We start from the raw sequence: 13,800 nt of genomic DNA on the forward strand, positions 1-13,800 counted from the left end.
GATGTCCGGTGATGATGGTTGCGCCCGTTTGGTGTTTCGCGGCGAACTTGTCGACCTGCTCAGGCAGGGGCATGTTGATGGAAATATACGCTATCCATTGGGCCGGCGGGCGTCAATCAAGGACGTTGTGGAGTCCGTGGGCGTTCCGCATACAGAGATTTACGGCGTGCTGGCGGACAATGAATCCGTGGGGTTCGATCATTTGCTGCTGCCCGGGAAGGTTGTGGAGCTTCTGTCGGCGGACATTGCTGCGGACAACGCCGCTGTCCCGGATGCCGCATGGCCTGTGGATGTGACTCGTGCCACGCTTTTGCGCCCCGAGCCGTTATCCGAACTGCGGTTCGTGGTGGACGAGAACGTGGCCCGGCTGGCCATGCTTTTGCGCGCCATGGGTTTTGACGCGGCCTATGACCGGGACTGGGACGATCCGTACATCGCGCGGATGGCGTTTGAGGAAGGCCGTTTCGTGCTCACTGCGGACCGCGCCTTGCTCAAAAGGTCCTGCATCGCCTGGGGACGTCTGGTGCGCAGCCGTGACCCTGACGGACAGCTGGCCGAGGTGACCACCTTTTTGGGTATCCGCCGTGCTCCGGCAATGTTCCGGCGCTGCCTGCGCTGCAACGTGGAAACCGTATCGGTGGAAAAGGCTGAAATATTGCATCTTTTGGAGCCGAAGACCATATTGTACCACAACGTTTTTCGCCGCTGCCCGCAATGCGGCCGCGTGTACTGGCCGGGAACGCACCAGCAGGAGTTTGCCCGGCGGCTTGCCGCTTTGGACATCCGCGCAGAGTAAAAGAGCCGTAATCCTGCGGCTTGCTTTTACATTCTTGATAAAATGGGTATACTTGGTTACCTTGTTTCAAGACCCTTCGTGAAGGGAGGGTGGGAGTTGCCATGAGTGTTAATGGGAAAACCATTCGTGAGGACATAGCGCGTGCCCGCGCCTATGCCGCCAAGAACGATTACCTGAAAACGCTTGCGTCCCTTGCGCGCGCCGTGAACGGCGTGACCGGGAGCAAGGTCTTTGGTCGTGAGAAATTCGAGGTTCAGGCCCTGCTGGAAGAAGCCATCAAGGACCTCAACGGCATGACCATGATTCGGAAGCTTTTTCCTAACGGACTCAGCTATGTGCGAGGAAAGGAAAAGCTTTTTTACCAGACCCTCAGGCGTTTGCACGACAAGCTCAAGGAAGCCATAGAAAAGTCCAAGGTGGCCCGCCAGCGCAAGCGTTTGGGCGTGTTGGACGACAACCTGCTCAAGGCGCAGGAACTCATCAGCAAGGGCGACCCTCTGGAGGCGCGCAAGATTTTTCGCAAGGCTTCCGAATACTATTCGGATATCGAGGGGATTGATTCCGACATCGGCAACCGGCTGCTTATGGGCGGACTGCCGGGAGAGGCCGTGGAATATTTCAAGCGCGGGCTGGAACGCAACGGTTCGGACCAGCGGGCACATGGCGGGCTGATCGCCGCGTTCGAGGCTCAGGGAGAACTGGACAAGGCCGCGGATGCGGTCAAGGACGCCATGCGGCGGTTGGGGGGAACCGAGAGCCTGATGCTCAAGCTGGCCAAGATCAGCCTTTCCCGCCGGGATTGGGCCGAGGCGCATCGTCAGGCTCAGGGAGTCCTGGAGCGCAATCCGCTCAATGCAGACGCCAAGAAGATCCTCAAACGCGTGGAACCAAAAATTTTCAATGCGGCCGGAAAGGTCTCCAAAGGCAAGGGCGGCGCCATCAAGCTCGATTTCTAGCCGTTTTGCCGACAGCAAATAGAAAGGCCCGCGTTCCGTAAGGAAACGCGGGCCTTTTTTTCCGACCGGGTCGCAACACCACCAGACAATGTGCCGGGACCGCCCCGGCATTTGATTTCTTCCCTTCGACAGGAAGCCGGTCGAAAAATATTATTCGTATATCAATGATCGTGTGCGGCTGTGGAGTGTTCCTCCGTGCGCCGTGAATACGTTTTTCCCCAAACCGACCAAGATGTCCAATATCTTTTTACATCATGATTGATATTTGTTAAGTATTGATCATGGAATTACGACACATTCGCTATTTTCTGGCCGTGGCCGAGGAGTTGCACTTTGGGCGTGCTGCCAAACGGCTGCATATCGCCCAGCCGCCTTTGAGCCAGCAGATACGGCAACTGGAAGAGGAAATGGAGGTCCGGCTTTTTGCGCGCACCAGCCGGAGCGTGAAGCTGACCCCGGAGGGAGAATTGTTTCTGGATGAGGCGCGCCGCCTGCTGGCCGGGCTGGACAGGGCCGTGGACAGGACCCGTGATCTGGCCAGGGGCAAGCATGGGCGTCTTGCCGTGGGCTTCATGGGGCCTGCGTCGCTCAGCCTTTTGCCTGAAGCGCTCCGCGTGTTCCGGCGCGAGAACCCGGACGTGCGGCTCGACCTGACCACGGCCGCCAGTCGCGATCAGTTGCGCATGCTGCGCAGTGGACGCATGGACGTTGCGTTCGTCCATGCGCAGGGGAGGGAGTTTGAAGAGTTCCCCTCGCGTCTGTTTCTGCGGGAACCGTATGTTCTGGTTGTACCGGACGGCCATTTCCTTGCGGGTCGCGCGTCTGTGGACATCCGGGAACTTCGCGACGAACCCATGATTTTTTATCCCCGTCATTTGCAGCCCCAGTTGTTCGACAGCTTCATCGCCAGCTTCCGCGAGGCAGGATTCAGTCCGAAAATCGTGCAGGAGTCCAATTCCGAACAGAGCACCATTGCGCTTGTTGCCACGGGGTTGGGTTGCGCCCTTGTGCCGGATTCGTCGCGGCGGGGCCATGGCAGGGATGTCTGCTTTGTACCTGTTCGTCAGGCCTTGCCGTCATGGGAAATCACCATGGTCTGGAACCGGGAGAGCGAGGGGCCGTTGCTGGACCGTTTTCTGAACGTGGTGGAAGTGTTTCGGCGTACCGACGTTGTCGCTCCCGATCACTGTTGAGGGGGGTGACGAACGTGGCCATTCCTTTTTTGGGGCGTGTGGCAAATGAAAAGGCCCGGATCAAGTGACCCGGGCCTTTTCGCGCATGTTTGGAATGAATCCGTTGGAAAAATATGTGTGGCTGTTCCCGGTCAGAAGCACAGGGGCACGAGCACGGCGAACGCGGCGACTCCCAGTGCGGCGCGTACGATGCCTCGCAGGGGAGCTTCCCTGGTTGGACGGTCCTGGCTGACGAAGCCGGCAGATTCCCGGATTTCCCTGCACATGTCGTGTTCAAGTTCAAATATGCTGTAAACCATGGTGGTCTCCTCCGTTTCTGGAGAGTTTGTTTGCCTTTGCGTGGTTCAACTATGGCTCCGCAGCGATTTGTGTCCAATATTGTTTTCATTGGTTTCTGATATGAAAACCGTATTACCAGTCATGTTTTGCTTCGGATTTATTATTTTCCACAGAGAAAAATACCGATTTGCATTCATTTTGTTGCGCGGTCGCGCGTTTCGGGCCTATGGTCAAAGTGTGAACGCAAGGATTGCGCCCACCATTCCGACCACCCCCGCCGTGGCGCGGATAATTGTTCCGGGTGCTGTTCTCCTTGGTGCATGGTGTTTGTAATGCGTTTGAATCATGCATAATTCATGATGCATTTGCCGCTCGACATCATAAGGATTGTGATGCATGACTTCCTCCCGACAGGTTGCGGTTGCCGGAAATTCCCATGGATTCCGGAATTTGCCTTCAGTATGGCTCGAAAAAAACGTGCGTCCAATATTATTTTGCGCAACGTGTGAGACGAAAACGATATCATGGAACTGAGACAGCTGAGATATTTCATTGCCGTGGCTGAGGAAATGCATTTTGGTCGTGCTGCGGAGCGCCTGCACATGGCACAGCCTCCGTTGAGCCAGCAGATCAAGAAGCTGGAGGAAGACCTTGGCGTGCGTCTGCTGGACCGCAACCGGCGCAAGGTGGAGTTGACCCGCGAGGGCATTCAGTTTCTGAGCGTTGCCCGCAACACGCTGGATGTGCTGGAAGCCGGTGCGGATCAGGTGCGGCGGATATCGCGCGGCGAGATCGGCAGGCTGCGTGTCGGGTTCATCAGTTCGGCCGCGCAGTCCCATTTTCCGGAAGCCATGGCCGAGTTCCGCAAACAGCACCCCGGAATTGTGCTCGATATCAAGGATGTGCATTCGCAGGACGTGATCGACGCGGTGCGCGACGGGCATCTGGACGCGGGCATTATCCAGTCCCGGGCCGAGGAAGGGTACAATTCATTGGAGTGGCTTACATTCCTGCTGGAGCCGTATATGCTGGCCGTGCGTGAGGACAATGCCTTGGCGCGCAGTGGCCGCATAGGCATCCGCGCCCTGGACCGGCAGCCGCTGATCATGCTGCCCCGCGAGCACTATCCGGCCACATGGGAAACGCTCAACGCCATGTTCGAATCCGCCAATATCCGCCCCCGCATCGTGCAGGAGGTGGACCCGCATCTGACCCGGCTGGCGTTGGTGGCCGCAGGCATGGGCGTGAGTTTTGTTCCGGCGCGCATGGCGCAGGTTTGCCCGCGCAGTGTGCGGCTGGTCTCCATGCACTGGAAGGAGCGCCGCCCCATGAGCGAGCTGCGGCTGATCTGGCGCAGGAACGACACGGCCGCAGGGCTGGACATGTTCATCAAGGTCATGCAGCGCTTTTGTCATCAGGGAGAGAGCTGCGCCATCTAGCTGGCTGGCGATAGAAACACGATGGCTTTGTTTGCCGCAAAATGCGCATTCCTTCGCGTATATGGGGTACGCGTCGGTCCTGCGCTTTTCTTGCGTCTTGCCCGCGCACTTTTTTCGTCAGCCTGTCGGGGGGAGTGACAATGGTTCAGGGGTATGTCTTTTGCGGGCGCAATAGCGGCAACGTGCCGCAAAGATAATCCCCGCGCACAGGAGTCGCACGGGGATTTCTTGTGCTGTCGGCGCGAGCTGTGAGCGCTCCTACTTCCAGTAGGGATGGCTCATGTCTTCGAATGCGGACATGGCAGCCACCGAGCCTTCACCGATTGCCGTGACGATCTGCTGCACTCCGCCCACGATGTCGCCGGCCGCATAGATGCGCGGGATGTTGGTGCGCATGGACGCATCCGCCTGCACGAATCCCTTGTCGGTCAGGGTCAGGCCGATCATTTTTGCCAGCTCGGTGTTCACATCCTGCCCTATGGCCACGAAAACCCCGTCCACGGGCAGTTCGGTCTCGGAATCGTCCCCGACGTTGCGCAGGGCCAGCGTGGTCACGTGCTTGCCGTCTCCACGGATTTCGTCCACCACCGTGTTCCACAAAACATGAACATCTTCCTGCTCCACGGAATCCCGAAGGTGCTGCTGGGCGCGGAATTCGTCGCGCCGATGGATGATGGTCACGTCCACGCCCAGGTTCTTGAGGTGCAGGGCATCGGTCAGGGCCGTGTTGCCGCCGCCAACGATGGCGACCTTCTTGCCTTTGAACAGGTAGCCGTCGCAGGTGGCGCAGTAGTTGACGCCTTTGCCGTAGTATTTGTCCTCGCCCGGCACGCCGAGACTGCGGTATGAGCCGCCCGTGGCCAATATCAGCCCCCGGGCCACATAGGTGCCCCGGTTCGTGAAGACCTCGATGTTCCGGCCGATTTTGATTTCATCGACTTGTTCGCCTTCCATGATGGTCACGTATTCGCGGGCGTGTTCGCTCATGATGTCCATGAGCTGCTTGCCCGGAACCGTGGTGAAGCCGGGATAGTTTTCCACCACCGGTGTCAGGGTCACCTGTCCGCCCACCACGGATTTTTCCAGCACAACGGTGCGCAGTCCGGCCCGTTCCGCGTAAATGCCTGCCGTGAGCCCGGCGGGGCCTGCCCCCACCACCACAAGGTCCACCTCCACGGCTGCATCAGCCGCATCATGTTGGTGGTCGCCCTGTTCGCGGCCCAATTCCCCGGCCAGTTCCTCGGCATCCTGGAGCGTTGCCAGCTCTACCACGAATCGTTCCTCGGGCATATAGCCGAGAATTTCATGGGAATCATTGATGATCGTATGCGGCACGGAACCCACGTCGTGTTGCATGGCCAATTCCTGATTTTCCGTGGTTTCCACGCAATGTGCGGAAACCGTGCCCGGCAGTTCCACCGCGCATTTGATGGCATTGATGACCTGCCCCGGACAATACGGGCAGGAGGGGTTCACAAATACGATTGCCTCGCGGTTTTCGTCCAGTTCCGCCAGCAGTTGTTTCGATTGCTTGGAAAGGCCGGATTCACCCATGCCCGCCAATACCACGGCCGTAACGAACGAGCGGCCTTCCTCGCCCATGGGCGCGCCGCGGAAGCGTATGTCGTAGCGGTCCGGGGCAATGAGTATGGTGGGCGAGAGGTCGACCTTGGCTTGGCGCGCCTCATCCGAGTCCATGGACAGGAATCGGGCGGTGACCTTGTCGGAGAGCCGGCCGATATCCCCCACGAACTTGTGCGCGAATTCGTTGAAGGGTTCATTTTCCCCGTCTTCGGTAAAGACGAGGATTTCAACGTTGTTGGTGAGCTTGCCGAAATGTTCGGCGAGTTGCTGACGCGATTCTTCGGGAATGAACCACTCTCGGTTCTCACTACTCGTATGGTCGGGCGCGGTCATGCGTCCTCCTTGGCGTGGTTGGTTCTCCTGCTTCGGGCAGGGGACGGAAGCCTACTTTCATAGGAGTATTATGCACGGGGTTTTTCGTGCGTCAAGCCGTGTGTACGTTTTTCGTCAGACCGATGCCCGTGGATTTTTCAGGGTCATGGGCATGAAGCGAATGCCGTTCTTTTCCTGCTCCGGCCCGCTTGCAAGGAATCCGAAGCGCTCGTACACGGCCACGGAATTTGGCGATGAATTTACCGTGATCTCGCGGGATTCGCCGCAGAGGACAAGGGCTTCGTCCAGCAGGGCGCGGCCAATGCCCTGCCGCTGTTCGTCCGGATCCACGAAAAAGAAGCAGATGTGTTTTTCTTCGCGCATCTCGATCATGCCTACGGTCTCGAAGTCCTTTTCGGCCACGAGCACGATATTGCCGTTTTCGCAGCGCGCGGCCATGGCTTCGGGTTGGGCGTGTTTCCTGAATTCCGCGATGCCGTCGCCCGAATACCCCGGAGCCACGGCCTGCATGAAGGATCGGTTCACCAGTTCGCACACGGCGTCCTCCTCGCCCGCGAACATGGTCCTGACTCGTATGTCGCTCATGATATGTGCCAGCCTGTTTTTTTTATGTCGTTTTTTTTGCCCATATCACAGGAAAGCGGCCAAGGTGAAGGGGGGGCAGGATCGGTTTCTGTGTTCTTTTTTACTGTTGACCACGGAAGGGGCGGTAAGTATCTATTTGTATATGGACAAGAAAAAACGCAAAGACGAAATCGTCGACAAACGGTTGGAGGCCGGGAACTATCGTCATGAGATAGCCATGCAGGTTCCCGAGGGGTCAACGCGTATATTTGAATACGGATTTGGCGACGGCTCGCTTTTGCTGGGGCTGGAACGGGATCGGGGCTGCCGGGAGATGTACGGGGTGGAGGTGAGCCCCCACGCCATCGCGCAGATGGACGGGCTTTTGGATGGAGCGTGGCTCATCGATCTGAATAAGCCAGACGCTTGGCTTGAAGAGGAATACGAGAATTTTTTCAACTACATTCTTGCCCCCATGTCGCTGGAACATACCTATGACCCCTGGTATGTTCTCAAGAAATTCAATAAGTACCTGGCCCATGGCGGAAAGGTCATTCTTCAGGTTCCCAATGCCCAGTCATGGACGTGCCTGTATCATGTCTTGACCGGAGATTTTCCATATGTTTCCGGCGGAACGTGGGATTACACCCATATCCGTTGGTATACGCTCAAGAGTCTTGTGGATATTGCTTTTGTCGCCGGGTTCAAGGTGGAAATGTACATACCCGAAATACCGAATAATGTGGATATTGCCCGTCTGCAGGAAAAAAGGGAGATGCATGTGTTGCGGCTTCCTCCTCCGGAGTTGGGGGAGATGGACCTAAAGCCTATAGACATTGCCATGCCCTACGACATTGGTGAAACCTATCCGCTCTTTCTGGCCACTTCCCTGATTGTGACACTCGTCAAGGACAGGACCCCGGAGGATTGCGCACCCACGCCCCGAGACTGCTATCTTGAGTCGTATCGGCTGATCACCCCGAATCCGCTTGCACACAATCCGCCGCTCATTGCTCATCCGATCGTACCCAGCGGTTTCCAGCGATCGCTCGAAAAGGCAAAGCGACTCCATGAGAAAATGGGTAAATCGTAGTTTTTTCTGTCGTTTCGGGCATCGCCCCGTATGTTCGCATAAACAAAAAAGGCCTGCATGTGCAGGCCTTTTTTGTTTATGGCGGAAGCGTATAGGAGTCGAACCTACCGGCGAGGGTTAGCCCGCCCACCGGGTTTGAAGCCCGGGCGCCACACCGGTGACGAAACGCTTCCCTGCAGGAGATGCAGGATAGCAGGAACAGACCATGATTTCAACAGAATGTGCGTGGCCAACAGGCTCTTCAGCCTGTCTGTGCGCGTGTGAAAAAATCATTGTAACGCGCTATACTTTTTTTCGCAGCGTGGTATGTTGATTGTCTGAATGCATGTGATCGCCCCTGCCGATGGGCGGCTGGGCACGGAAAAAGAGAGGTTCGCGCATGAAAGGGACTGTTCGTTTCAGGGGATTGAGTGTGGTGGCGGCGTTGTTGATGTGCCTGTGCATTTGTGCGGTTGCCGTGGGCGCGGACGACATGGGCGAGGGCGTTCGGCAAGCATGTTCCAGTTGCCATGGGACCAAGCGCATATGCCGCATGCTGGGCGTCAAGGATGATGCCGGGTGGGAAAAGACCGTGCGCCGCATGGTGGCCAACGGAGCCGAACTTTCGCCGGACAGCGCCGGCCCGGTTGCCCAGTATCTGAGCGGGCTTGCACCGGGTTCCGCACCCTTGTGCCGTTAGCGCCGCCCAGAACCGCATGGGCCGACCCTTGTCGGGCCCGTTTCTTGCGTCCGCCTTTGTTCTCCCCATGACAATGCCGAGGGGATCACGGGGCGAGAGTCACTCGGTATGGTGGCCCTTGAGTATGCGATCCATGGTGCCGTCCTGCTTCATCTGCCGGAACGTCGCTTCGAATTCCCCCGTTCTTTTTGCCAACGGATGCCCCTTGCGGATCAGGAGGTGAAACGGAAGCGATTCCAGTACGGATTCGGTTTCTATGATTTTGCCTTCAAGGCCCAGGCGGCGAATGTTTTCCCATGCGCCTGTCGGCCATTCGATGACGATGTCGCCGCGTTTGATGGCCAACATTTTCCATATGCGGGGAATTGTTGTGGTGGTGTAGACCTTGATGTCGTACGAGCTGATTTCGCGGTTGAATGCGCCGTTTCCCACATAGGTGATTACCGAGAGACCCTTTTGGGCGATGTCGTCTATGGTTTTCACGGATCGGATCGCATCGAGCCGCGGATGCCCGGCATACGTGAACAGATGGCGGTGTTTGACGTAGAACGGGGTCTTGTTGGTGACAGTGTATTCCAGCCGTTCTGTCGTGGGGACCGTGAGCAGGCCGTCCAGTTCCCCAAGCCGCACATTTTCCTGACACCGCCCCCAGGGGCATTGTGTCCATTCCACTTCAAGATTCATGCGTTTTGCGGCTTCCTGAATAATCTCATGGAAGAATCCGCAGACATTGCCCTCGTCGTTGTGCCAATGGAAGGGAGGGAATTCGGTATAGCCGATGCGCAGGACCTCCGCAGCCTTGGCCGGACAGGCAAACAGGATGAGTGCGGCCAACAATCCCAGGAAGAACTGTCCGGAGCGCCGTTGTGCCCGGCTGAAGGTATGACGGATGGTTGTCGACATGAGGAATGAATATCAGAATATCGTTGGAGCGAACTATTATTATGGTTCTGCGGGGTGGGTTCGTTGTTGCTGTTGTCCTGAAAAAATGAATCCGCACCCTATGCTGTCGAAAGTCGGATTGCCAGCAAATTGTTACCATATACGTTGATTTGGAGTGTTCATGTATGGGCGTGCGATAAAATACTGTTCACAAGGCATGGTTTCTGGTTTCATCAAAAGATCAAATGGCAGAAGAGTGAGCGCGTGTCTGGATACAGCTTCAGGGGTGGGCATGAGGTTTGGTTACTTTTTTTTCGGCATCGTTGTTGTGTTGTTTGCAACCAGTGCTGTGGCCGGGCAGGAAAGAGTGTTCGTGATACACAGTTATCACGAGGGAATGCCGTGGACCACGCAATGCAACCAAGGACTTGAGGCCGTTTTTCCTGACGACATGGTGGTTGAATACTGCTATCTGGATACCAAACGGATTCCTGAGAGCCGGTTTGCGCGTATGGCCGAAGCCGCCATGGAACGTGTGCGAACCTTCCGGCCGGACCTGATCATGCTCGGAGACGACAATGCCCTGGCCCTGCTCTGGAAGCCGTTAAGCGATTACGGTACGCCCGTGGTCTTTTTTGGCATCAACAAGAATCTCAGGCGGTATTTCAAGGAACTCCCCGCAAATATGACCGGCATACTGGAACGGCTTCCTCTTTTTCCATGGATCCGTTACCTGAAAGAAGTGATGCCCGAAGCGGCAAAGGCGCTGGTGCTCATGGATTCCAGCCGGACGGCCATGGCCATACGGGATGCCACCTTTGGCGGGCGGATAAATGTGTCCGTGGAAGGCGTTCACGTGGATTACATGATTGCTGCGGATTGGGACGTGTGGAAAGAAGCCATGCTTGGCGCAACGGAGTATGATTTCATCCTCATGCCCGTGTTCCATGCATTCAGGGACAGCCGGGGCGAGCATGTGTCTGTGGGGCGTGTGGTGCGCTGGGCGTCCGAAAACAGTCCGGTGCCGGTATTTGCCAGTCAGGACTATGCGGTGGGTGACGATGGTGTGGTTGGAGCCTATGTGATCAGCGGCGAGGAGCATGGCCGCATGGCTGCAGAATTGGCTCTGGGCATTCTTGATCTCAAATCTCCGCGGTTGCCCTTGGTCAACGGCAGCCAGAAGGGACAGTTCGTATTCAACCGCAGGCAACTGCAGCGATTTGGACTGGTTCTTCCCCTCGAAATCGAGAAGAGGACCATCTACCGTTCATCCATCGGCCAGTGACGGTGATGTCCGGAAAATTTTACCGCAAAGCGTTTTTTCGGGATGTTGAGGGTTCTCTTGATAAAACTTAACAATTCTGAATATTCACCCATTTTCAGGGCGTGAACTGAACAACCTTCCGCCTTTATTCGTGCCGAGATTCAACAATCTTTTTTGCCGCTAACTGGCCGACATGCCGTGGAAACAGTGTTCATTTTTCACGTGTTTGCCTCTGCCGGGAAACAGGCGGTCCGATTCCTTTTGTTTTGTTTGTGAAATGTCTCGCTGTTTCGCTTCAATGGGAATTGGGCGGTCTTGTCCTGGTCGGTATTTCTTCTCGGGCCTGTTCCTTGCTGCACCCTGTCCATGAATTGCAACGGGCAATTCCTGCCGCCATGTCATTTTCAACCAGAAAGGAGAGCATGATGAGCATCTCGGCAATGGATGGTTCAAGCACGTCGAGCGCGTGCTTCAGCTTTCAGGGAGCATTTGGTTCTTCGCAAACGCAAAGGCCGGGGGCGGACGAGGTCGTTTCGTCCATTTTCGAGCAGGACGACGCAGACGGCGACGGTCTGCTGAGTCTTGAAGAGACCCCCCTTGACGAGGACCGTTTCAGCTCCATCGACACCGATGGCGACGGTTTCATTTCCTCGGAGGAATTGAGTTCGGACATGCAGGCGCACATGGAACAAAGCGCCGCCATGGGCCAACTCAGCGTTCTGATGCAGACCGGCAACGTCGAGGATATGGTTTCGTCCATCTTCGAACAGGACGATGCGGACGGTGACGGGCTGCTGAGCTTTGAGGAAACGCCGTTGGATGAGGAACATTTTAACATTATTGACAGCGACGGCGACGGCTACATTACTGCCGAAGAGCTGAGCGCCGACATGCAGGACAAAATGGCCGAAGGCATGACGCCCCCGCCGTCCATGGCGGAAGGAGCAGAGCAGACGGCCGCCGCGTCTTCGGGATCGTCCGGTTCCAGCGGGGAGACCGATGAAGAGGAATACGACGAGTACGACCTGAATGAGGACGGTGTTGTTTCCGTGGAAGAATTGCTGCAGGCCTTCAACCAGGGCGATACCGAAGCTGCATCTGAATTGCAGAGCATGGGCGAGGGATTGCTTTCGGCCATGTCGCAGCGTTTTGCCACGCAAGCGTATCAGCAGCAACAGCAGTTGATTTAGAGCGGGCAGCGCCGGGCGCGGCAGGAGAGCCGTGGCCGGGAAGTCCGTCTTGGGGTTCGGCGGCATTTCAAGAGCATCTCCCTCATGGACGAGAGAGATGCGCTTATTCCCCGCTACGATTCGTTTTCCATTGGAAGATCAAGACGGGTTCTTTCTCTGTATGCTGGAAAGGACTCGTCTTTGTTTTTTTAAGGTTGTGCTGGAAAAAAGGAACCGGGGAAACAGCGCATGCTTTCCCTGCGTGTTGGTTGCTGCGGGGCGGTTTTGTCGGCCAGTGACGATTCTGTTATAATACTTTTCCTATATTTTTATAGCTGTTATGTGGTCGTAAACAACCACTGGAGATCAATATGCGAGCACTTTTGATGAGCATCTGTCTGCTGGGTATTCTTTTGGGCACAAGCGCCATGGCCGCGCAGGAAAAAGCATCGTGCGATATTCCCGCCTGCCCCGATTATTCAAAAGACATCAGCTGGGCAGCCAGGCCCGACAGCCCGGATAAGCCGGTCGACGTGTTCTACGTTTACCCCACGATCTACCCCGGAACCTGTCCGAAAAACATGGACGTGTTCAACACGGAACTGCGCGCTGACGTTCAGGGCCTGCTCAAGGCTCAGGCCGGGGTGTATTCATCGTCCGCCAATCTTTTTGCGCCGTATTATCGGCAGGTATCCTTTGCCTGCCTTGACCCGCTCAAGGATATGACCCTGAACAGCTATTTCCGTATCGGCGCGGACGATGTGCACCGTGCCTTCGACCATTATCTTTCCTTTCTCAACCATGGGCGCCCCTTCATTCTCGCCTCCCACAGCCAGGGGTCGGTGGTCATGCTCGACCTGTTGCGAAGCCGATTTCATGACCCGAAACTGCAGAAGCAACTCGTGGCGGCCTACGTCATCGGCTTCTCGGTCACGGACAAGGATCTGCAAGCCTATCCCTGGATAAAACCCGCACAAAAGGCGAACGATACCGGGGTGGTCATTTCGTGGAATACACAAGCTCCCGGAGCGACCGGTTCCCCGGTGTTGCGTCCCGGCGCCATTTGCATCAATCCGCTCACATGGACCACGTATGAAACCCCGGCAGACAAGAGTCTGAATCTGGGTGCGGTGTTTTTTGATGATTTCAAAGGCACCGTGAAACGCGAGGTGCCACATTACACTGGTGCGCAGGTCGATACAAAGAGCGGCGCACTGGTCACGACGCCCCCGGATGAATTGGAACTGGGCCATTTCCCGAAAGGCGTTCTGCATAAGTTCGATTACGCCTTCTGGTACCGCAATCTGGAGCAGAATGTCCGGGACCGCATCGACGCATATCTGAAACAATAGCGCAGCAAGGGGCCGGGGGGAAATCCACCGGTCCTTTTTCGTTTTATCGGCCGGGGACTGACCATCCTCTTGTGGAAAGTTTTGTTGAACGATTGACCACGAAAAAGAGCAGCCGCATGAAGCGACTGCTCTGAACTTTTGATGGCGTCCCCAAGGGGATTTGAACCCCTGTTAACGGCGTGAAAGGCCGTCGTCCTGGGCCAGGCTAGACGATGGG

The 13,800-nt window shown here is 56.5% G+C and carries 14 protein-coding genes and 1 tRNA gene; 9 read left to right on the forward strand and 6 right to left on the reverse strand.

Annotated features, from left to right (window positions below):
* Window position 1 precedes the first annotated feature (1 nt).
* The 3 genes from F8A88_RS15260 to F8A88_RS15270 all read left to right on the forward strand — a co-directional run bounded on the left by F8A88_RS15260 (window position 2) and on the right by F8A88_RS15270 (window position 2,945).
* Window positions 2–796: a Mut7-C RNAse domain-containing protein gene (locus F8A88_RS15260; protein WP_151152048.1), complete on the forward strand. Its 795-nt coding sequence runs from the start codon at window positions 2–4 to the stop codon at window positions 794–796.
* 101 nt (window positions 797–897) lie between these two features.
* On the forward strand, window positions 898–1,752 hold the full coding sequence (locus F8A88_RS15265; RefSeq protein ID WP_151152049.1) for a tetratricopeptide repeat protein: 855 nt from the start codon (window positions 898–900) through the stop codon (window positions 1,750–1,752).
* Window positions 1,753–2,033: 281 nt separating this feature from the next.
* Window positions 2,034–2,945: a LysR substrate-binding domain-containing protein gene (locus tag F8A88_RS15270; protein ID WP_151152050.1), complete on the forward strand. Its 912-nt coding sequence runs from the start codon at window positions 2,034–2,036 to the stop codon at window positions 2,943–2,945.
* Window positions 2,946–3,076: 131 nt separating this feature from the next.
* On the opposite strand, the gene F8A88_RS15805 is transcribed toward F8A88_RS15270, so the two are convergent.
* Together F8A88_RS15805 and F8A88_RS15920 are read right to left on the reverse strand one after the other, a co-directional pair.
* Window positions 3,077–3,244 (reverse strand): hypothetical protein, encoded by a 168-nt coding sequence (locus F8A88_RS15805; protein ID WP_161598442.1) that lies wholly within the window; start codon window positions 3,242–3,244, stop codon window positions 3,077–3,079.
* A gap of 210 nt (window positions 3,245–3,454) precedes the next feature.
* Window positions 3,455–3,826: a hypothetical protein gene (locus F8A88_RS15920; RefSeq protein ID WP_206666414.1), complete on the reverse strand. Its 372-nt coding sequence runs from the start codon at window positions 3,824–3,826 to the stop codon at window positions 3,455–3,457.
* Between F8A88_RS15920 and F8A88_RS15275 the strand changes: the two genes are divergently transcribed.
* Entirely contained in the window at window positions 3,794–4,663 is an 870-nt protein-coding gene (locus tag F8A88_RS15275; RefSeq protein WP_241667500.1) for a LysR family transcriptional regulator, read from the forward strand. The two genes, F8A88_RS15920 and F8A88_RS15275, sit on opposite strands and share 33 nt — an antisense overlap.
* 258 nt (window positions 4,664–4,921) lie before the next feature.
* On the opposite strand, the gene F8A88_RS15280 is transcribed toward F8A88_RS15275, so the two are convergent.
* The gene (locus F8A88_RS15280; protein WP_151152052.1) at window positions 4,922–6,580 is read right to left on the reverse strand and encodes an FAD-dependent oxidoreductase; all 1,659 of its coding nucleotides are present in this window, start codon (window positions 6,578–6,580) and stop codon (window positions 4,922–4,924) included.
* A 114-nt stretch (window positions 6,581–6,694) separates the two neighbouring features.
* Window positions 6,695–7,165: a GNAT family N-acetyltransferase gene (locus F8A88_RS15285; RefSeq protein ID WP_151152053.1), complete on the reverse strand. Its 471-nt coding sequence runs from the start codon at window positions 7,163–7,165 to the stop codon at window positions 6,695–6,697.
* Window positions 7,166–7,307: 142 nt separating this feature from the next.
* Between F8A88_RS15285 and F8A88_RS15290 the strand changes: the two genes are divergently transcribed.
* Window positions 7,308–8,237, forward strand: coding sequence for a methyltransferase domain-containing protein (locus tag F8A88_RS15290; protein WP_161598443.1), 930 nt, complete (start codon window positions 7,308–7,310; stop codon window positions 8,235–8,237).
* A gap of 79 nt (window positions 8,238–8,316) precedes the next feature.
* Here F8A88_RS15290 and F8A88_RS15295 read toward each other — a convergent pair.
* Window positions 8,317–8,410: transfer RNA gene (locus tag F8A88_RS15295), tRNA-Sec, on the reverse strand.
* Window positions 8,411–8,616: 206 nt separating this feature from the next.
* On the opposite strand from F8A88_RS15295, the gene F8A88_RS15300 reads away from it, so the two are divergent.
* Window positions 8,617–8,916: a hypothetical protein gene (locus F8A88_RS15300; RefSeq protein ID WP_151152055.1), complete on the forward strand. Its 300-nt coding sequence runs from the start codon at window positions 8,617–8,619 to the stop codon at window positions 8,914–8,916.
* Window positions 8,917–9,015: 99 nt separating this feature from the next.
* Here F8A88_RS15300 and F8A88_RS15305 read toward each other — a convergent pair whose 3' ends face one another.
* Window positions 9,016–9,819 (reverse strand): substrate-binding periplasmic protein, encoded by an 804-nt coding sequence (locus F8A88_RS15305; protein ID WP_151152056.1) that lies wholly within the window; start codon window positions 9,817–9,819, stop codon window positions 9,016–9,018.
* Window positions 9,820–10,171: 352 nt separating this feature from the next.
* Here F8A88_RS15305 and F8A88_RS15310 point away from each other — a divergent pair, with 352 nt between their 5' ends.
* From F8A88_RS15310 to F8A88_RS15320, 3 genes are all read left to right on the forward strand, one after another.
* Window positions 10,172–11,083, forward strand: coding sequence for an ABC transporter substrate-binding protein (locus F8A88_RS15310; protein WP_161598444.1), 912 nt, complete (start codon window positions 10,172–10,174; stop codon window positions 11,081–11,083).
* A gap of 404 nt (window positions 11,084–11,487) precedes the next feature.
* Window positions 11,488–12,252, forward strand: a complete 765-nt coding sequence (locus F8A88_RS15315) for an EF-hand domain-containing protein (protein ID WP_161598445.1) — start codon at window positions 11,488–11,490, stop codon at window positions 12,250–12,252.
* A gap of 350 nt (window positions 12,253–12,602) precedes the next feature.
* A complete protein-coding gene (locus F8A88_RS15320) occupies window positions 12,603–13,583 on the forward strand; it encodes a DUF3089 domain-containing protein (protein WP_151152059.1) in 981 nt (326 codons plus the stop codon).
* The last annotated feature ends 217 nt before the right edge of the window (window positions 13,584–13,800 follow it).

The sequence above is a fragment of the Pseudodesulfovibrio senegalensis genome (assembly GCF_008830225.1).
GTDB classification, from domain to species: domain Bacteria; phylum Desulfobacterota; class Desulfovibrionia; order Desulfovibrionales; family Desulfovibrionaceae; genus Pseudodesulfovibrio; species Pseudodesulfovibrio senegalensis.